Origin of the sequence: Bizionia paragorgiae (assembly GCF_900107625.1) — a bacterium.
Taxonomy (GTDB): Bacteria; Bacteroidota; Bacteroidia; order Flavobacteriales; family Flavobacteriaceae; genus Bizionia; species Bizionia paragorgiae.
In genome coordinates, this window is the sequence record NZ_FNQK01000011.1 from 26,938 (window position 1) to 47,048 (window position 20,111).

General features: G+C 35.5%; 20 protein-coding genes. 9 read left to right on the forward strand and 11 right to left on the reverse strand.

Annotated features, from left to right (window positions below; genetic code table 11):
- Positions 1–47 precede the first annotated feature (47 nt).
- From BLV64_RS09285 to BLV64_RS09315, 7 genes are all read left to right on the forward strand, one after another.
- Positions 48–920: a pseudouridine synthase gene (locus BLV64_RS09285; protein WP_092134397.1), complete on the forward strand. Its 873-nt coding sequence runs from the start codon at positions 48–50 to the stop codon at positions 918–920.
- A 461-nt stretch (positions 921–1,381) separates the two neighbouring features.
- Entirely contained in the window at positions 1,382–2,779 is a 1,398-nt protein-coding gene (locus tag BLV64_RS09290; RefSeq protein WP_092134399.1) for a type III PLP-dependent enzyme domain-containing protein, read from the forward strand.
- Positions 2,769–3,707 (forward strand): agmatinase, encoded by a 939-nt coding sequence (gene speB / locus BLV64_RS09295; protein WP_092134402.1) that lies wholly within the window; start codon positions 2,769–2,771, stop codon positions 3,705–3,707. Before BLV64_RS09290 ends, speB begins: the two co-directional genes overlap by 11 nt.
- Positions 3,697–4,671, forward strand: coding sequence for a deoxyhypusine synthase family protein (locus BLV64_RS09300; RefSeq protein WP_092134404.1), 975 nt, complete (start codon positions 3,697–3,699; stop codon positions 4,669–4,671). The genes speB and BLV64_RS09300 overlap by 11 nt, the downstream gene beginning before the upstream one ends.
- Positions 4,672–4,673: 2 nt before the next feature.
- Entirely contained in the window at positions 4,674–4,997 is a 324-nt protein-coding gene (locus BLV64_RS09305) for a hypothetical protein (protein WP_092134408.1), read from the forward strand.
- Between the two features lie 61 nt (positions 4,998–5,058).
- Positions 5,059–5,835 carry an RMD1 family protein gene (locus BLV64_RS09310; protein WP_092134411.1) on the forward strand — a complete coding sequence of 259 codons (777 nt, stop codon included), beginning with the start codon at positions 5,059–5,061 and terminating at the stop codon, positions 5,833–5,835.
- 141 nt (positions 5,836–5,976) lie between these two features.
- Entirely contained in the window at positions 5,977–6,354 is a 378-nt protein-coding gene (locus tag BLV64_RS09315; RefSeq protein WP_092134414.1) for a hypothetical protein, read from the forward strand.
- A gap of 115 nt (positions 6,355–6,469) precedes the next feature.
- Here BLV64_RS09315 and BLV64_RS09320 read toward each other — a convergent pair whose 3' ends face one another.
- From BLV64_RS09320 to BLV64_RS09340, 5 genes are all read right to left on the reverse strand, one after another.
- Positions 6,470–7,837: an MptA/MptB family glycosyltransferase gene (locus tag BLV64_RS09320; RefSeq protein ID WP_092134417.1), complete on the reverse strand. Its 1,368-nt coding sequence runs from the start codon at positions 7,835–7,837 to the stop codon at positions 6,470–6,472.
- A gap of 127 nt (positions 7,838–7,964) precedes the next feature.
- Positions 7,965–9,455, reverse strand: a complete 1,491-nt coding sequence (locus BLV64_RS09325) for a cellulose synthase family protein (protein WP_092134420.1) — start codon at positions 9,453–9,455, stop codon at positions 7,965–7,967.
- On the reverse strand, positions 9,452–10,144 hold the full coding sequence (locus tag BLV64_RS09330) for a glycosyltransferase family 2 protein (RefSeq protein ID WP_092134423.1): 693 nt from the start codon (positions 10,142–10,144) through the stop codon (positions 9,452–9,454). Before BLV64_RS09330 ends, BLV64_RS09325 begins: the two co-directional genes overlap by 4 nt.
- A gap of 45 nt (positions 10,145–10,189) precedes the next feature.
- Positions 10,190–11,776: a 4Fe-4S binding protein gene (locus BLV64_RS09335; protein ID WP_092134425.1), complete on the reverse strand. Its 1,587-nt coding sequence runs from the start codon at positions 11,774–11,776 to the stop codon at positions 10,190–10,192.
- 10 nt (positions 11,777–11,786) lie between these two features.
- Positions 11,787–13,091, reverse strand: a complete 1,305-nt coding sequence (locus BLV64_RS09340) for an NAD(P)/FAD-dependent oxidoreductase (RefSeq protein WP_092134427.1) — start codon at positions 13,089–13,091, stop codon at positions 11,787–11,789.
- Positions 13,092–13,258: 167 nt separating this feature from the next.
- On the opposite strand from BLV64_RS09340, the gene BLV64_RS09345 reads away from it, so the two are divergent.
- Complete coding sequence (locus tag BLV64_RS09345; RefSeq protein WP_092134429.1) at positions 13,259–14,266, forward strand: glycoside hydrolase family 113; 1,008 nt, start codon at positions 13,259–13,261, stop codon at positions 14,264–14,266.
- Positions 14,266–14,997, forward strand: coding sequence for a metallophosphoesterase family protein (locus tag BLV64_RS09350; RefSeq protein WP_177165315.1), 732 nt, complete (start codon positions 14,266–14,268; stop codon positions 14,995–14,997). The genes BLV64_RS09345 and BLV64_RS09350 overlap by 1 nt, the downstream gene beginning before the upstream one ends.
- A 13-nt stretch (positions 14,998–15,010) precedes the next feature.
- Here BLV64_RS09350 and BLV64_RS09355 read toward each other — a convergent pair whose 3' ends face one another.
- The 6 genes from BLV64_RS09355 to BLV64_RS09380 all read right to left on the reverse strand — a co-directional run bounded on the left by BLV64_RS09355 (position 15,011) and on the right by BLV64_RS09380 (position 20,103).
- A complete protein-coding gene (locus tag BLV64_RS09355) occupies positions 15,011–15,766 on the reverse strand; it encodes a TIGR04283 family arsenosugar biosynthesis glycosyltransferase (protein ID WP_092134434.1) in 756 nt (251 codons plus the stop codon).
- Between the two features lie 41 nt (positions 15,767–15,807).
- Complete coding sequence (locus BLV64_RS09360) at positions 15,808–16,551, reverse strand: DUF547 domain-containing protein (RefSeq protein ID WP_092134436.1); 744 nt, start codon at positions 16,549–16,551, stop codon at positions 15,808–15,810.
- Positions 16,548–17,429: a sterol desaturase family protein gene (locus BLV64_RS09365; protein ID WP_092134563.1), complete on the reverse strand. Its 882-nt coding sequence runs from the start codon at positions 17,427–17,429 to the stop codon at positions 16,548–16,550. The genes BLV64_RS09360 and BLV64_RS09365 overlap by 4 nt, the downstream gene beginning before the upstream one ends.
- Before the next feature lie 82 nt (positions 17,430–17,511).
- The gene (gene arsM, locus BLV64_RS09370) at positions 17,512–18,480 is read right to left on the reverse strand and encodes an arsenosugar biosynthesis arsenite methyltransferase ArsM (protein ID WP_092134439.1); all 969 of its coding nucleotides are present in this window, start codon (positions 18,478–18,480) and stop codon (positions 17,512–17,514) included.
- A 203-nt stretch (positions 18,481–18,683) separates the two neighbouring features.
- Positions 18,684–19,496, reverse strand: a complete 813-nt coding sequence (locus BLV64_RS09375; RefSeq protein WP_092134442.1) for a purine-nucleoside phosphorylase — start codon at positions 19,494–19,496, stop codon at positions 18,684–18,686.
- Positions 19,489–20,103, reverse strand: a complete 615-nt coding sequence (locus BLV64_RS09380) for a TIGR04282 family arsenosugar biosynthesis glycosyltransferase (RefSeq protein WP_092134447.1) — start codon at positions 20,101–20,103, stop codon at positions 19,489–19,491. Before BLV64_RS09380 ends, BLV64_RS09375 begins: the two co-directional genes overlap by 8 nt.
- Positions 20,104–20,111 lie beyond the last annotated feature (8 nt).

Genomic DNA, 20,111 nt, shown 5'->3' on the forward strand with positions numbered 1-20,111 from the left:
TCTGTTATCAAATTTTTTAGATATATCTTTGCAAAAAATTATACAAGATGAGTAGACAAGGTGGACATGGAAAAGGAAAGACTTCTGGTCGAGGAAGTAACACGAGCAAATCAAAAAGTTTTGCAAGAGGAAACGCGCCTATTAACAAAAAAACATCGACAAAACCAACAGCTAAAGCTGCGGCTAAAGCACCAAATAAAAAAGCGTCTAACCCTAACGAGATTAGATTAAATAAATACATTTCCAATTCTGGAATATGCTCGCGTCGTGAGGCCGATTTACATATCTCTACGGGACTGGTTTCTGTAAATGGTAAAGTAGTAACCGAAATGGGTTACAAAGTAAAATTGGAAGACGAAGTACGTTACGATGGTGCTAGAATTAATCCGGAGCCAAAAGCGTATGTGCTATTGAATAAGCCAAAAGGATTTGCAACAACAGTTAGTGAAAATAAAGGGCGTACAGTAATGGACTTAGTAGCTAATGCAACATCAGCTCGAATTAAGCCTATTGGACGTTTAGGGAGAAACTCTACAGGCTTATTGTTGTTTACTAACGACGATGTTGTTATGAGTCGCTTTACAAACTCTAACAAAGGTGTAGAACGCCTTTTTCAAGTGGAATTAGATAAACCTTTAAAATTAGATGATCTTAAAAAAATTAGAGCAGGCTTTAAAGTAGAAGGTAAGTTAGTTTCTGTTGAAGAAGTGGATTACGTTGATAATAAAAATAAAAACGAAATCGGTATAAAGATTAAAAATACAGGTAATACTATTTTACATACTATTTTTGATAGCTTAAAATATGAGATCGTAAGAATCGATTGTGTTCAAATCGGTCATTTAACGAAAAAAGATATCCCGAGAGGGCATTGGAAGCATTTAACTATTCAAGAGATAAACACATTAAAAATGATGTAATCTACACTAGAATATATAGAGAAAGCCGCAACAAAACGTTGTGGCTTTTTTTATGCCTCAATTATTAAGATGATTTGAAAGTCTGTGATTTAAGGTTTTGAATAACAATAGGTTATCGTGTTTTGTTTTTTTTGAAAAAAAATATCGAAAAAAGTTTTTTTTTGAAAAAAATGTATTTCATTTGCAATGCATTTAGCTGAACAAATTGAATCGTGTTTCTGTGTTCGGGCTTTTGGAAATTAGGAAGTCATATTCAAAAGCCGCTTATCGTTTAAGCAACCGAATTTTAAAGCTAACTTCCGCTTTTATCTCTATTGTTGCAAGCCAGCACAACTATGGCTTTGTACCTACTACCGAAAATCAAATCCAAATTTGATTCCATTCTACTTTTTATTGAAGCCTCAGTTTCATACATTTATACATTACATCACCAATTAATTCAAAAATTTTAATAAAAATTAATGAACACTAAATATATTGATTTAATAAATCAAACCTTCGATTTTCCACAAGACGAATTTACACTAAGTGATAATAAACTTAGTTTCCATGATATTGATTTAATGGGGCTGGTAGAACAGTACGGTACACCATTAAAATTTACCTATTTACCTCAGATTTCTAACAATATTAATCGCGCAAAAAAATGGTTTGCCGATGCGATAGAAAAAAATGATTATAAAGGTAAATACAACTATTGCTACTGTACAAAGAGCTCGCACTTTAAACACGTTTTAAACGAAGCCTTAAAAAATGATATTCATATAGAAACCTCTTCGGCTTTCGATATTGATATTGTAGAAAATCTAAAGGCCGAAGGTAAAATTACCGATGAAACGTATGTGATTAGTAACGGTTTTAAACGTGCACAATATGTTACTAATATTGCGCGACTAATTAATAATGGTCAGAAAAACTGTATTCCAATTATCGATAACTATGAAGAAATCGAATTGCTTTCTGAAGAAATTGACGGTAAGTATAATATCGGAATTCGTATTGCATCTGAAGAAGAGCCGAAATTCGAGTTTTACACGTCACGTTTAGGTATTGGATATAAAAACATTGTACCGTTTTATAATAAGCAGATAAAAGATAATGATAAAGTGACCTTAAAAATGCTTCACTTTTTTATTAATACAGGAATAAGAGATAACGCATACTACTGGAACGAATTACATAAATGTTTAAAAGTATATACAAGCCTTAAAAAGATTTGTCCTAGTTTAGATAGCTTGAATATTGGCGGCGGTTTCCCAATTAAAAACTCTTTAGCTTTTGAATTTGATTACGAGTATATGATTGATGAAATCATTAATCAAATTAAATTAACTTGTGCTGAAGAAGGGGTTGATGTACCAAATATCTTTACTGAATTCGGAAGTTTTACGGTAGGAGAAAGTGGTGGAGCAGTATATGAGGTGCTTTACCAAAAGCAACAAAATGATAGAGAGAAGTGGAATATGATTAACTCTTCTTTTATTACAACATTACCAGATACATGGGCTATCAATAAGCGTTTTATTATGTTGCCTATTAACCGCTGGGATCAAGGTTATGAGCGCGTTTTATTAGGCGGACTAACTTGCGATAGTGACGATTATTACAATAGCGAACAACATATGAATGCTATTTATTTACCAAAATACAACAAAGAGAAACCTTTATATATTGGTTTCTTTAATACCGGAGCTTACCAAGAGTCTATAGGTGGTTTTGGCGGATTGCAGCACTGTTTGATTCCATCGCCAAAACATATTCTTATAGATAAAGATGCCGATGGTACTATAACTACAGAACTATTTAGTGAACAACAAAAGAGTGAAGACTTACTTAAAATTTTAGGTTATGCAAAGTAAAACGTATGCTGGAATTCCAGAAGAATTTTCGAAATTAGAAACAGCAAAAATTGTCTTAATACCAGTACCTTATGATGGTACAAGTACGTGGCAAAAAGGTGCGGACCAAGGTCCTGAAGCTTTTTTAGACGCTTCGGCTAATATGGAATTATACGATATTGAAACGGAAACTGAAGTCTATAAACAAGGGGTTTACTTGGCGGATCCAGTTACCGAAAACAGTTCGCCAGAAGCAATGGTGGAGGCCGTACACGAAGCAACTAAAAAATACATTAAGAAAAACAAGTTTGTTACTATTTTTGGTGGTGAGCACTCGGTGTCTATAGGGACTATCCGAGCTTTTAAAGACTATTACAATAGTTTAACGGTTTTGCATATTGACGCGCATGCCGATTTACGTAAGGAATACGATGGCACATCGTGTAATCATGCCTGTGCCGTTTATGAAGCGAGTCAGACTACAAACCTTATTCAAGTAGGTATTCGCTCTATGGATTATATAGAAACAACTGTAATGGACAAAGAAAAAACATACTTTGCTCATGAAATGGCTTTAGACGATTCTTGGATGGATTCAGCTATCGATCAAATGACAGATAATGTGTTTATTACATTCGATTTAGACGCTTTTGACCCTTCAATAATGCCGAGTACAGGAACTCCTGAGCCAGGTGGATTATTATGGTATGAAACCTTAGAATTCTTAAAACAGGTTTTTGAAGAGAAAAATGTTGTCGGTTTCGATATCGTAGAGCTTTGTCCTAATAAAGCAGAAAAATCTTCAGATTTCTTAGCAGCGAAATTATATTATAAAATGCTAAGCTATAAGTTTCGTAATGATGAGGTAGGAGACCTTTATGACAACCAATACGAAATAGTAAAAACTAAAAATAACCCTTCTAAATTTACCGAAGACGATGAGTACTAAAGGACCAATATCACAATTTATAGAAAAACATTATTTACACTTTAACGCGGCGGCACTAGTAGACGCAGCTAAAGGGTATGAGGCGCAATTAGAATCTGGAGCAAAAATGTTAGTGTCGCTTGCAGGTGCTATGAGTACTGCCGAATTAGGTAAAAGCTTTGCCGAAATGATTCGTCAAGATAAGGTGCAAATTATTTCATGTACTGGAGCGAACTTGGAAGAGGATATCATGAACTTAGTCGCGCATTCGCATTACAAACGAGTGCCTAACTATAGAGATTTAACACCGCAAGACGAGTGGGATTTATTAGAAAAAGGATTAAACCGTGTTACCGATACTTGTATTCCAGAAGAAGAAGCTTTTAGACGTTTACAAAAACATATTGTAAAAATCTGGAAAGATGCTGAAGCTAAAGGAGAACGTTACTTACCACATGAGTACATGTACAAAATGTTATTATCAGGCGTTTTAGAAGAGTATTATGAAATCGATTTAAAAGACTCTTGGATGTATGCTGCTGCCGAAAAAAACTTACCTATTATTTGTCCAGGATGGGAAGATAGTACAATGGGTAATATTTTTGCGAGCTACGTTTTAAAAGGCGAATTAAAGGCGAGTACTATGAAATCAGGAATTGAATATATGACCTTCCTTGCAGACTGGTACACAAACAACTCACAGAACGGTATAGGATTCTTCCAAATTGGAGGAGGTATTGCTGGAGATTTTCCAATATGTGTTGTTCCTATGTTATACCAAGATATGGAGCGACCAGAAACACCATTTTGGAGTTACTTCTGTCAAATAAGTGATTCAACAACCAGTTATGGTTCATATTCAGGGGCAGTTCCAAACGAAAAAATTACTTGGGGTAAATTAGATATAAATACGCCAAAATTTATAATAGAAAGTGATGCTACAATTGTTGCACCTCTTATATTTGCCTACTTATTAGATATGTAATTATGGAAAAGAAAAGAGACAATTTAAAACGCGTTATAGTCGACTTTAAAAAGCTAACACCAGAGATTTTAGCTTTGTTAGTAGACAAATACCCATACGGTTACGACGAAGATCATATCATTTCATTTAGAAATGCTAAAAATGAATTAGTTGAAGCTGTTGAAGTAACTACGGAAGACACAAAATACCTCGTTAAAGTAAGTACAAAGCTTGTAAAAACAATGGAGAATTACGATGAAGATGATTATGAAGACTTCGACGATAACGATCCGGAAGCTGTACAAGACCCTGAACTAATTGAAGGTGAAGACGATGATTTTGAATAGTACCGTTTCTAAATGACTATGACATCTATTAATACCGTTAAACGTATGTTTACATTCTAAAATGTACAACGTTGTTGCTTATCAAGTAGCAGGCACTATCACTATAAAAGAAAGTAAAAAGCAACTGCCGTGGCAGTTGCTTTTTCAAGATAGTGACGAATTATTTTACAAAGTATCTCAAGATACTTATGTATATATTTTTCATTATGGCATAATTAGTTTTTTTAACTTTAAAGCAGAAGCTATTGAAGGCGCTCTAAAAACCATACAGCCATTTTGTAACCATCCCATTACCCATAAACTTCATGACGTTATAGAGGTGTTTGTCACCCCTAATAAAATGATGGTAACTTACGACAACGTGATATTACCAGCATTGAATGACGAGATGATTCGTTTGGTTATGCTTAATCTTTCGCAATCTGTAGCTCTAGATCGTTATACTCAAATTACTGAGGATTTGTTAATTGAAACACATGCACATACGTCCTTTCTTGAGAAAAAAGGAAAGCTTGATATTTCAGGGCATAAGTTAAAGCGATTTATAGGTAAGACCCTCAACATTAAAAATAAAATTTCTGAGAACTTATACATTTTTGATTCCCCAGATATTACCTGGGATAATGAAGATTTAAATAAGTTAAATCAAGGCCTGAAACAGGTGTTTGATTTAAAGGATCGCTACCGTTTAATTTATGATCGCATAGAAATTATAAAGGAAAATCTGGAGCTTTTTAAGGACATTATGGATCATAAAGAGAGTAGTCGGTTAGAATGGATTATTATCATTCTAGTTGTAATTGAAGTGATCGATATGTTTATCGCCAAAGTGATGTAATCTAAAACAATTATAAAAGCGTATATATAGTAAGTTGTTAGCTACTAGTTGTTTCTGGGATGGAATGGCTTAAGTGTTCGGAGCTTTAGGTAGGTCTGTTATCCGATAATTATTTTTAATATATTCTAAATAATATCAATTATGAAAACAAAGCACATTTTAGTATTGGTTGTATTAGGTCTTTCATTTATGGGGCTGACAAGTTTTGCAAACTACAAGCATCACATTATTTTAAATAAAGCGCGCATTAATGAGGTAAATACGGTACAGGGAGAATATGATGGTCATGAAACCTATGGCTATAACTTTATAGTCGTTAATAGTGATGGTGATGAAAGAACCGTTACGTTTCAGAATGTAGATGAAAAGGTTTCTAAAGCTTTCGATTTAGATTCTCAAGCCTTAGTCGGTAAATCTTTTAAAGTGACATACACTATAGATTATGAAACGGTTTTAGATGAGAATAATGATGAAGAGGAAATTGAAACTAAAACAATTACGGCATTAAAAGCCTTGTAGATTGCATTGCAAACTCATAAAGAGAAAGAAAAGGCAGATGGAAAACAGTCCATTTGCCTTTTTTATTTAATAAATACCAGTGCCTAAAATAGGAGATTATAATAAGTATTGCAGCTTAATTAAAAAGCATATGTCTTTTTTTTGCTGTGGTTTCCCATACCATAACGCAAAATACCACCGTGTATTCTAAACTTATTAACCATAAATTCTCACTAGTTGTAGGTGATGCATAAGCGATATAGCTTAATATTATGACGTAGGTCCACACCAAAGGAAATTTATAATTGGTAAATACACTTAAGAACAATAGGGTTGTAAGGTACCACGGGTGTACTGTAGTGCTTAATAATAGATACGCTGTAAAAGCGAAGAGCATGGTTTTAATAAAGGTGATGTATGATTTTTGTTGGGTAAAAACCGCTAGGTACAAGACATAGATTATAACAAGTATTGGAAGGAGCTTTCCGATTACTGCAATTTGATTGTATCCCGAATACCAAAAACCAATTTCTCTTAATAGATAATAGATACTCGCATTAAATTCAAAATTACTAAACCACAGTCCTACGGTTTTAGAATAATTAGATATAAATTCGAACGAGAAAAAGGGAGCAAATAGTAATAGTGTTACCCCGCCTACAATGGCATAAAACCCGATTAATTTTTTAAAACTATAGGTTGTAAATACGCCATTGGTGTTAAATCGCTTAAAAAACAAAGGGAGTAAAAGTAATGGGATTAGTTTAACCGAAATGGAAAAAGCAAATAGAACGGCAGCGTATTTCCATTTGTTTTGATGCAATACATATAAACTCCAGACCAAGAAAAACACCATAACCCCTTCAAAATGTAAATTTCCTGTCAGTTCAATAATGATGAATGGATTTAAAATGAACCAGAAAATGTTGCTAACAGGTATTTTTAAACGTTTTAATAGTTTGACACCAAAATATAGGGTGCCAATATCTGCTGCTATAATTAAGACGCGCAAAACCACTACAGAGCCTAATATGCTGTGTCCGGAAAACAAAGCTGCAATAGCAAAACACAACTGATTAATGGGTGGGTAGTTAGTGAAATGGCTTGCGTTTAAAGTACCCATTCCGGCAATGAGTTCTTGGCCTTGGGCCACAGGAAATTGTCCTAAACTAATAAAAGATTCGGGAGTGTATAAGTACGGATTTAACCCTTGTAATAGCATGCGGCCATCCCATATAAAACGATAAAAATCTTGTGACAAGTTTGGTATTGCAACACTAAAAATAAGCCTGAAAGCTATAGCGGCGGCAACTAACAGCTTGAAATGATTTCTGCTAATTCGGGTTAGCTTGTAAAAGAAAATAAATAATGCTGTGTATAAGGTGATTAACTTTGTAGAATCTGTACGTTCTAAATTATAAGCAAAAGAGATATAGAACAGTGTGCTAATAATTATAAATAACAAGGGGATTTTATAATCTTGTAACTGTAGTCTCTTAAGCATAAGCGTTAGCGATTAAACGGTGTGTTTGAGCTCTCCCGATATTTAGCGGGAAGCGAGTAGTGCAAGCGCGACCTTTAGGTAACGCCCAAAACAAAATAATATTTGAACGTGAAATCTTTATTTTATATTATACTTTAGATGTTAGGGACTTAAAAAATACGAAACCAAATCCTAAAAATAGCATTAAATGGAAAGGAAATAACCCGAAATCACCTCCTTGGTCGCCTACTACAAAGGCGCTGTACATTCCAAATCCAAAATATAGCATTAATATTCCTTCGAATACGACATGAATTGAAAGGTTCTTTTTAAGGTATTTATTACCTTTCCACGTGTCGGTTAAAGCACTTATATTAAACTTTGGTGTCCGAACAAAATCACTGCGCTTACCCATGTGACCTTCGATTACGGCTATAGAGTTATGTAGAGAAAAGCCCATTGCTATAGAGAAAAAGGTAAAAAAAAGTGCGGTATACTTAACGAAGCTTTTTAGCCCTTTGCCATACGAGTTTTTGTACATGACCCAATAGCAGATAAAAAAGATTACAGTACTCACAACAAAAAAGCTCATGACATAAAAATAAGGTTTTAAGTGTGCGTATTCGTTTTTAATATACAGCATGGGAATGCTTAAAACAGCCACTATTAGTACGTTTAGAAACATAGTGCTGTTTAATAAATGCAGTAAGCCGTGGAGCTTTGTTTTTTTAGAAATGGTCTTGCTTTTTAAAACACGCCACATCATTTTTCTAAAATTTTCGGCACCTCCTTTATTCCAACGGAATTGCTGAGATCGTGCGGCACTAATAACAACGGGTAATTCTGCAGGGGTTTCTACATCTTCAAGGTACTTGAATTTCCAATTTTTTAGTTGTGCGCGATAGCTTAAATCTAAATCTTCGGTTAAGGTGTCTCCTTCCCAATTTCCAGCATCTAGAATACAGGTTTTACGCCACACCCCAGCAGTACCATTAAAATTGATAAAATGCCCCTTGCTATTACGACCTACTTGCTCTAAGGTAAAATGGGCGTCTAGAGCAAAGGCTTGAATTTTTGTAAGGATAGAATAGTTGCGATTAAGGTGTGCCCAACGGGTTTGAACCACGCCAATATGTTCATCTTTAAAATAAGGAATTGTACGTTTTAACCAGTCTTTTTGAGGTAAGAAATCGGCGTCGAAAATGGCGATATATTCACCTTTTGCTATTTTTAAGCCCTCTTTTAACGCACCAGCCTTAAAGCCTTTTCTGTTTGTTCTTGTGATATGAGATATGTCTAATCCTGTATCTTTTAATTCCTGTACCCTAGTAGCAGTCGTGCTTACAGTCTCGTCTGTAGAATCGTCTAAAACTTGAATTTCTAATTTGTCTTTTGGATAGTCTATTAAAGCGATATTAGTTAATAGGCGCTCCATAACATACAGTTCGTTAAACACGGGTAATTGTATGGTTACAAAAGGAATCTCGTCGGGGTTGTCTAAATTAAATTTCGGACTTGCCGTTTGTTTTTTTTGTGCTGATATATAATTAAATAACAGGTTGAGTTGCGCTAAAGCATACATGAAAATAAGTAGCAGTGCAACAGAGTAGATAATTATAATAACGGTGTTTAAAATCATTTTTTTAGGCTGTATTTAAAGATCCATCCAAGTATTTTATAACCGGCAAGAATAGTGCCTTTTAGAGTTCCTGAAACTTTAGATGTCCCTATGCGTTCTTTATAACGGACAGGTATTTCTACGTAGGATAGTTTTTGTTTTAAAACTTTAAGTTGCATTTCTACGGTCCAACCATATGTTTTGTCTTCCATATTTAGAGTAAGTAGTTTGTCATATTTTATGGCTCTAAAGGGGCCTAAATCTGTAAATGTAGCACCAAAAAACAAGGACATTAAAGTTGTTGCTAACCAGTTACCAAACACTTGTTGAGGTGTCATAGCATTACTTTCTCTATGCGCTTTTACTCGGGCACCAACAACAAAATCAATACCGTTGGAAATAATTGGTGCTACCAATTTTGTGAGCTCCTCAGGATAATCACTATAATCACCATCCATAAAAACAATAATGTCTGGTTTCTGCTCTTGTTTTGCAATATAATCCATTCCTTTTAAGCAGGCCCAGCCGTAACCTTTATTGGTTTCGGTTAAAACAGTAGCCCCAGCTTGCTCTGCGTTAAATGCTGTTTGGTCTGTAGAGTTGTTGTTGACTACAATAATCTCGCTTACCGTACTAGGAATATCGTTAATAACGTGTGCAATCGACTCTTGCTCGTTAAAAGCGGGGATAATGACTTTTATTGTAGGCATTTCGTTTTTATTAGGGTTTGCAAAAGTACAATTGTTTTTGAGATATTATTTCTGATTTAGCAAATCCATTAAATCCACATCATTTCCTAATAGCACCGACTGAGAATTAATTCGTCCATTCATAGAATCATTTTCTAATTTTAGAACACCACGCGGACAAACAGCGCTACAAACACCACAACCTACACAGCTAGAACGTACAATGTTTTCTCCTTTTTGAGCATAGGCCCTTACGTCGATTCCCATTTCGCAATAGGTAGAACAATTCCCACACGAAATACACTGACCGCCATTGGTTGTAATTCTAAATTTTGAAAATAAACGTTGCTGAAAACCTAATATAGCAGCCATTGGACATCCAAATCGGCACCACACACGGTTACCAAAAATAGGATAGAACCCTGTGCCAATAACGCCAGAAAATATAGAACCGATTAAAAAACCATAAGATGAACGCAAGGTTTCGGCCTCGAAATAGAATAAACGCATACCAAACTGATGCATGGCGATTAATGTTATAATAATTACAAAATAACCTATGGCTCCGAGTTTCGCATCTTTAGCGAGCTCTTGGCGTTTAAAAAATAGTACGCCTGCGAATACAATGGTTAGCAAACCTGCAACACTATATAAAAATACGTTTTTAGTTAACCAGTATTGACTAGAGTCGTCACCTAAATAGGAATACACCACCGCAGTGGTCATTAGTACCACAAAAACTAATACACTATGTACCACCCAGCGCTCAACTTTCCATGCAAATGTACTTTTATCACTGAGATGCCTAAAGGCGTCTCCCGCCGTTTCTGCCAGTCCGCCACAGCCGCAAACCCATGAGCAATACCAACGTTTTCCGTATTTATAAGTTAAAATGGGTGTAATCACAAAAATAGAAACCAGTCCGAAAATTAGTAAGCCAAGCCCCACATCTCCAGCACTAATAAAATCGTCTACACGATATTGCTCGAAGTTATAGTAGTTAAGTGGCCAGATATTTTTTAGATCATAATACGGTAATGAAAAGCTATCAGAATTTAGGCGCGCCATAAACTCTGGAATTAAAAAGGCAAATGCCAATTGAAAAAACATCACCGAAGCGGTTCGCAATTGCTCGTATTTATTGTGGCGGTATTTTAATATAAACTTGTAACCAAATATTAAAATGGCCAAAGTGTAAAGTGTACCGTAAACAAACCATTGACTAGCCGGATTGCCGCTTAAGAGTTTACTTAAGGGGTCGAAAAGTGCTATTAATCCGGTGTTTTTGGCACCGTCTATTCCCATTCCCAACCATACCGGTTTAAAATAAAGAACAATATAAAAAGATGTTAATGCAATTCCCGTTATCCAGCCCGTTAGTCCGCGAGAGGATATCGATTTAAACCAAACACCATCGTTTTTAATGCCTTTGCTTTTTGAGAGGTAAGCGTTATTTGCAAACCAAATGGCTCCTGTTGCTATTAAGCCTAGGGCACTGGCTAATACCAGTCCGCGATTCGGGAAATTAACATTAAACAATGCTAAGACCAAGATAAATAAGCCCAGTATACCAATTCCAGAGGCTACTTTCTGTTGGGTAGATAGCTGTTTAGAATCGGCTAACGATAAGTTTTGATGGGATTGCGTACTCATATAATTATAATTAGGCGTTTTGAAATTGATTTTGGTATGTTTTTAGGATGTCTTTTTCGAAGCGTTTATAAAATTCTGGATCAAAATTGGCTTCCGATAGATGTTGAATAACAAAATCGATATCTCGTTTTTCGGTAAGCCAGCGATCAAACACCTCGTGTCTCATGCGTATTCCAAAGGTGTTAATGCCTAGGAATTGTTGGTTTTCTTTATGGAAAGCAACTGTAATACACTTGGTATCATCGTCATGTTTCCAATGAAAATGCGCCTCGTAAACGGGCTTGTTTTTTTCGCTAAATACCCAGCCGTAGGTTTGATATTCGATATCTAAAAACTTAGCCGAATTAAACCAATGTCCAGGATTATAAGTTCTGGGGTTTCCACAAATGGTTTGCGCCACGACTTCTCCCATCATCCGCCCAGTATACCAAACGGCTTCAATGGATCTGCGTTGACCGATGGCTTCACGTTGTTGAGCACAATCGCCAATAGCATAAATGCCTTTTATGTTTGTTTCTAATTGCCGATTAACAAGGACACCTTTATCAGTCTCAATAGCTGATGATTTTAGGAAATCGATATTCGGCGTAACTCCTGCTGTTAAACCTACCACATTACACGGTATTTCTTCTCCCGTCTCTTCGATAATTACCGACTTTACGCGACCGTTGCCATCGTCTTGTATCGACTTTAAATTGGTTGCTAATCTTAAGTCTATATGGTGACTTTTAATATGCCTGTTTATCATTTCACTATCCCCTTGTGGTAAAACACCATTCCAAAAACTGTTTTCTCTAACCAAAAATGTTACTGGAATGCCACGGGAGTTTAGCATTTCGGCTAATTCAATTCCGATGAGACCGCCACCAACAATAACTGCTCTTTGGCAACTTTTATTATTTGGAGCCATCTCTTCTAAAGTGTCTAAATCTTGTTTGCTATACAAACCTTGGGCACCCTTTAAGTCTTGCCCAGGCCAACCAAATTTATTGGGCTTACTACCGGTAGCAATAATTAAAGTATCGTAAGTAAGGCTTTCGTTATTTTCAAAAATTAGTGTTTTTGATGTGGTTTCTACTGTCTTTACTCGTCCTCTTTTTAAGTCGATTCTATTTTTTTCCCAAAAATGGTTTTCGTAAGGCTGTGTATGCTCGAATTTCATGTGTCCCATATAAATGTACATCAATGCCGTTCGTGAGAAAAAGTAGTCGGTTTCGTCAGAAACAATTGTAATCTTTTTGTCAGATTGTTTTCTAATATGTCTAGCTGCCGTAACGCCAGATATTCCGTTGCCAATGATTACAATGTGCTCCATAATTTAGTAGTGTTGGTCTTAAGTCGTTAAATGCAGACAAACCTTAATTTAGAATTTGATATTTTTTAATAGGAATTGGAAAGATAACGAAGAATAGTTTGTGATAAGTGTTATGGTTTTAGTTTTAACCTTATTTTTAGAATCCTAATCTGATAGAAATCTAAAAGATGAAATACGGTATAGTGTATATATTAGTGAGTTGTTTTGTGTTACAATCTTGTTTTACAGGCGATAATAAAATTAACGGTGTTAGTTTTGTTGCTGCTAATTCCTCTATTGCCGAGGAGCACGTAACACCTTTAGTGAAACTGCATGCCAATTATGCGGCTTTGATGCCATTTGGTTTTATTAAAGCTTTAGTCTCGCCGACTATTATTTTTAATAGTGACCAACAGTGGTACGGGGAGACTTCTGAAGGGATGGAACAATATGCTGAAATTTTAAAAGCGAAGCATATCAAGTTAATGGTAAAACCGCAACTTTGGGTGTCTAGAGGGCAGTTTACTGGGGATATCGCTATGCAAACAGAAGCCGATTGGTTGCTTTTAGAGGCGTCTTATCGTCATTTTATTTTAGAGTATGCGCGTGTTGCAGAAACCATAGAAGCCGACCTGTTTTGTATAGGTACGGAATTGGAACACTTTGTTGTGGAGCGTCCGGAATTTTGGAACCGATTAATTCCAGAGATTAGAAAGGCGTATTCAGGGAAGTTAACCTATGCAGCAAATTGGGATGAGTACAAACGAACACCTTTTTGGGGCGCTTTAGATTATATCGGTATTGATGCCTATTTTCCGGTGAGTGATTTGAAAACGCCGACAGTAGAAGACTGCTTGCAAAATTGGCTGCCTTATAAGAAGGAAATACAATCGCTTTCCAATGCAAATAATAAACCTGTTTTATTTACCGAATTCGGCTATAGGAGTGTCGGTTTTTCGGGAAAAACTCCTTGGGTTTCCGATAGGAGTAAGTCGGCTATTAATTATGAAGCACAAATAGCAACCACTAAAGCTTTGTTTGAGACGTTCTGGGATGAAGACTGGTTTGCTGGAGGATTTATTTGGAAGTGGTTTCATAACCATAAAGGTGCTGGAGGGAATGGAAACACGCAATTTACACCTCAAAATAAACCTGTGGAAGAGGTGATTAGAACTTATTATAAACTATTTAAATAATGCGAACATTAGTAATTGGAGATATTCATGGCGGATTAAAAGGCTTGGTTCAACTTTTGGAAAGAGCGGGTATGACTGCTAGTGATAATCTCATTTTTCTTGGGGATTATGTCGATGGTTGGAGTGAGTCGGCTCAGGTAATTTCATATTTAATTGAACTTTCAAAGACTAACTCCTGCGTTTTTATAAAAGGCAATCACGATTATTGGTGTGAGGATTGGTTGGCCTCGGGAATTGAAAGTGAAATTTGGTTAGAACATGGCGGATTGGGTGCAATAGAAAGTTATAAAGGTTATACCAAAGAGGAAAAATCCAAGCATATTGATTTCTTTGAAACTATGGAGCCTTATTATATCGATTCTGAAAATCGCCTTTTTATTCATGCAGGATTTACGTCTATTCATGGGGTTGAAAGAGAGGTTGATAGAAGAAGCTTTTATTTTGATAGAACCCTTTGGGAAATGGCCTTAACCGCTGATAAACGAAATAAGAAAGATGCCGCTAGTTATCCTAAACGATTGAAACAGTATTCGGAAATTTATATTGGACATACGCCGACGATTAACTATAAACAAGACCAACCTATGAACGCGTTGAATGTATGGAATATTGATACTGGAGCCGCTTTTACCGGAGCATTGTCGGCAATTGACTTGAGAACCAAAGCGGTTTTTCAGAGTGATAAGTTGATAGATTTGTATCCGAATGAACAGGGACGGAATAGAAAATAATGTTTGACTTGACCTAACGAATATGTTTATTATAATAAGCCAATAAGTCCTTGGCTGAAGCACCAAACCATTTTTTGACATAGATTGCCCAAAAGTGAAATTGAAGTTTCCAAATGCCATGCTCTTGATAGCGCCGTGCTGAGGTGGTTAACCATTCTTGAATAACAACAAATTGCTTTCTCGCATATAACTTATTAATAAGATCGTTGTCTTCGTAAATAGTATAGTTTTCGTCGAATCCGCCCAATTCAAAAAACAATTCTTTTGAAATAAATTGACTTTGATCGCCACCACGTGATGCGCGCCAAGAGAATTGCGTTAGCCATCCTGCTAATCGCAACCACCAGTGATTAGAATCAAATTGCATTCTAAAGCAGCCCGCGTTATTTCCTCTATTAACTTCATTAATTATTAATTGGTCAAAATCTTTAGGCGGAAAAGAGTCTGCATGTAGAAAATATAAAACGTTTCCTGTGGCCGCTTGCGCTCCAAGATTCATTTGTTTTGCTCGCCCTTTTGGAGAATTAATTAGAAAAATGTTTGGTTGATGCTTAAATTCTGGTTTTGTAATAGAATCGGCTTTTTTAGTGTTTTCTATTACACTGAAAGTTCGAACAAGGTCTAAAGTTCCATCTGTACTTCCTCCATCAACCACTATGATTTCTGTACTATTTGTTGCGGTTGAATTGTTTGATAAATAACTCAAAAGATTTCCAATAATTTCGACTTCATTCAATACAGGAATTATTATTGAAATTTGGTAAGGCATAGTCTTATTTGTTCTTATTGAGAGTTTACGAAAGTTGAAAATTAATCATTTAAATTCCAATTATAATCAGAATAGTCTATTCGTGCCTTGGCTGAGATGTTAATGTCAGAATACTGATTTAAAAAATCAATTAAACTGCCATGGTGTTCAAAGTCTTTTTTAAACCATCTGAATATTTTAGATATTTTGATATCGTCTTTGGAAAGTTCGTTCTTTGTTTTATCTGATAAAAATTCCTTCGTTGCTTTGGTGAGTTGGTCTTCGATTCTAGCGGTAGTAAAGGCTTCGTTTTGAAGTTTAGGGCAAGAGTACGATGCGCATACAATAGCAAAATGAATGCGCGGTTCGTTCATTTTTCGTAAAATTTCATGTTCTATATCCTCTAGGTTGTACCACGTATCACCCAATTTCCATAGCCGTTGACCCCATGGATTTTTAAGGTCTTTTATACTTTTTATAGGATAATTCCTGATAATTAAATCTATAGTTAAGGCATTGTATGCATTGATCCAATAGGCAAGTTTGTCTTTTTTAGCCCATGAGTTTGTAGGATGATTACTTTGTAGTACGTTTATATAATCGTTAAGTTTTTTTGCATCCGTTTTAAACCCTTTATAATCGACATTCCCCTCTTGTGATACATGCTTTTGAAGCAGATTATTAAAAATAGAGTGATTGAAAGTTTGGGTAGGTACTGTAGCAATCCTCTGGCTTTTTTCAGGTTCTATACCTTTAAAAGATAGTAAAACGATTAGGGACAGTATACATGTTGTGAGTGTTTTCATTTTTTTAAGGGATAGAGTTCTTGACTAATAAAGTCTTCAGGAAAAGTTTCATCACCTTCAAAACCAAGTTCGATATCTCTCCCGTCGTAAGGAATATAATTTGTTTTAAATATATAATCCCATAGGCTTAGCGTAATTCCGAAGTTTACACCATATTTTCTTTCTTCAGGTAAAGCTTTTGAGTGATGCCATATATGCATTTTTGGGTTGTTTAAAATGTATTTTAACCACCCGTAATCCCAGCTAATATTCGCATGGTTTAAATGACCAATGGTAATATTAAAAAAATGTACTAAAGCAACATCTTGAGCTGAAAACCCTCCAATAATGGCTAGAGGGATATATTTTAATGAGTTGTATACTACGGGCTCCATCCAATGATATCGTAAATGAGCCGCAAAACCCATTTCCTTAACCGAGTGATGCACTTTGTGGAAATTCCATAAAAATTCAGACTTGTGCAGTAATCTATGTGTCCACCATTGAACAAAATCAACAACTATAAAAAAGATTAAAATACGAAGTCCGAAAGGCAGAGTATTGATATCTATTAATTGAAAATTTGAAACCGATAGATTTATTAACCCTAAAATATCATTAAACAGAGCGGCTGCAGTATTCGATAAGGCTATTAAAACAATAAGGTTTAATAAAAAGAAATTAAAAAACATATAAAAAGTGTCTAGCCAAAAATCTTTACGGAATAAAGATTGGTTTTTTCGCCAAGGAAAAATGGCTTCCAAAGCCCATACAATTAGTGAGATGGCAATTAAACCATAGAAGTAATTCTCCCAGTTTAATTCCATTAAAACAGATTGTTTAATGTAATTCCAATAATCGGAATAGGCAGTTTTTATAATGTCAATATACTTTTCCATCATTGTGTCCATTAAAACGGAACTATTAATTAGTAATGAAATGCGTTCAATTTCTTTCTAAATATTTAATTAAGCGCATTGTTTAACAACATCCACCTCCATCATAGTGATAGGTGCTTTCTGAAATGAAAATATCATCTCTACCTAATGCTTTTAAATCGCCAGCTGTTTTATCGCAAATAGCTAAAGGTTGATTTTTCAATAAAACGTGTCCGGCCTTATCATCAAAATAGTCGCTGTCTCCAAAATATATAGCTGCTTTTCCTGTGAAAATACACGGGCCATCTGCAGGCATAGGATCCTTGATTGCTGCAACTTCTATTGATTCAATATAAATTAATTCATCTGTAGGGTAGTTTTTTGGATCTAGGATTCTATAAGGCTTTCTTGCTCTAATTTCTATCGTTCCAAATCCCGCATCAGTTAAAGCCTTTACATATTCTTCAATAGGTAAGCTTCCACTTAAACATAAAGCACGCAATCTTTCGTCGTTACGAAGTGCTTCATTCATTGGTTGTTCGCAAGTTGGGTCGCTCATAACTAAACGTCCGTGAGGCTTTAGTACGCGATACATTTCAGCAATAGCCTTTTTTAAATCATCCGCTTTAAAAATGTTGAATAAGCAATTTTGTGCAGCAACATCAATACTGTTGTCTTCAACAGGAAGATTCATAGCATCTCCTTTTTTTAAATCGACAAAATCCGATTTAAACCAAGGATTTAATTCTTCAGCTACTTTAAAGTTTTTACGTGAGGCATCAAGCATTTCGTCGACCACATCAATACCAATAACGCCCCCTTTTTGACGATTAAAATAAGCGAATTGTAATAATTCCATACCGCCGCCAACACCAACATATAGCATTTTAGGATTATTGGTTAAATCGCGAGCATGAACCGTAGAACCACAGCCGTAGTTCATTTCTTGCATGATTTTTGGAATTTTTAAACCAGGTAATTCCCAAATAGGATTTGTTGTGCAACATAAACCAACATCTGGTGTAAGTGCTGCATCTTTATAAACGTTGTGTGTGGTGTCTAAGTAACTCATATTTTTATGCCTGCATGGGCAGGAATCTTTTTATTTAATATTATCTTTTTTCTTTCCGTTCATTTGGTAGTGATAAGAATCGAACCAAAAAACACTGAAAGCTCTACATTGAATTTAAGGCTTAAATTTAAATCTTTAAAACCTTATCTTAAATTAACTGTGACTAACCTATTACTAGGAAACGATTGTGGTTATAAACCTCGTTATAGTGTTCTTATTAACTCCCTAAATAGGGTGATCATTTGGGGTTCTGCTTTTTCTGCCATAGCAATGATTTCACTAATGTTTACCGGTTTTAAATCGTCGGGGTCGCACTCATCGGTTAATACAGAAACGGCTGCTGTTTTTAATTTTAAATGATTAGCAACAATAATTTCAGGAACAGTGCTCATACCAACGGCATCGGCTCCAATAATTTTTAGCATTCTATATTCGGCACGAGTTTCTAATTGCGGACCAACAACACTGGCATAGACGCCTTTATGTAGAGTGATGTTGTGTTTTTTAGCTATGTTTTCGAAAGTTGCATTAATTGTATGGTCGTAAGGGGCACTCATGTCTGTAAAGCGTTCTCCTAATTTTTCAACGCCATTAAATGCCAAAGGAGAACTCCCTTGAAGATTTATATGGTCGTCTATTAGCATGAGCTCTCCTTTTTTAAAATTGGTGTTAATGGCTCCCGAAGCATTAGAAACTAATAGCGTTTTTATGCCGAGTTTCTCCATTACTCGTACAGGGTAAGTTACATCTTGTAAAGAGTAGCCTTCATACAAATGAAAACGGCCTTGCATGACTATCACTTTTTTGCCCTCTAAATGACCATAGATTAATTTTCCTTTATGAAACTCTACGGTTGCAGTAGGGAAATTCGGAATTTGATTATACGGGGCTTCTTCAATAATTTCTATCTCATCAATTAGCTGGCCTAATCCGGTTCCTAAAATGATGCCTACTTCGGGTGTTTTAAAACCGCGTTCTTGGAGGTAAGCAACTGTTTTTTCTATCTGTTTAATCATCTTGTGCAATTATGTTTTTTAATATTTTATTGTGAGCCAAATCTTCGTAAACATCAATGTCATTTAAGGATTCCAAGAGATGGACACTATGATTTTTTAAGTCTTTTATTGTGTCATTAAACACGGTTTCTGTTCCCCATGCCTTATTTTTGAACAGCTTAGGGATGAGTGTTTTTAGTCCCAATAAATAATAGCCGCCGTCTTCTGCCGGCCCTATTACGGCATCATGAGAATCTAAGGCCTGAAAAGCGGTATTAATGTGTTTGGGCTTAAGATCATATAAGTCGCTACCAACAATAATTACTTTCATATAATTCGCTTTAAAAGCAGTTTCGAAAGCGTTAAACATTCTAAAACCTAAATCCGAACCCTTCTGTAAGTATTTTTGATAGTGTTTTGCCTCCCAAAGGTCATTATTTCTAATAGCCTCAGAATAATATACGGCCTTATCACATTCCACTTGCCGTAAAACCGATTCGGTATGTGCTAATAAAAAACGGTACACTCGTAGCGCCGCTTCGTCGCCTATAGTTTTTGCTAATCGGGTTTTACAATGGCCTAATTTCGGATTTCTTGTAAAGGTAATAATGATATTCTTAGTTTTCAAAAGGTCCT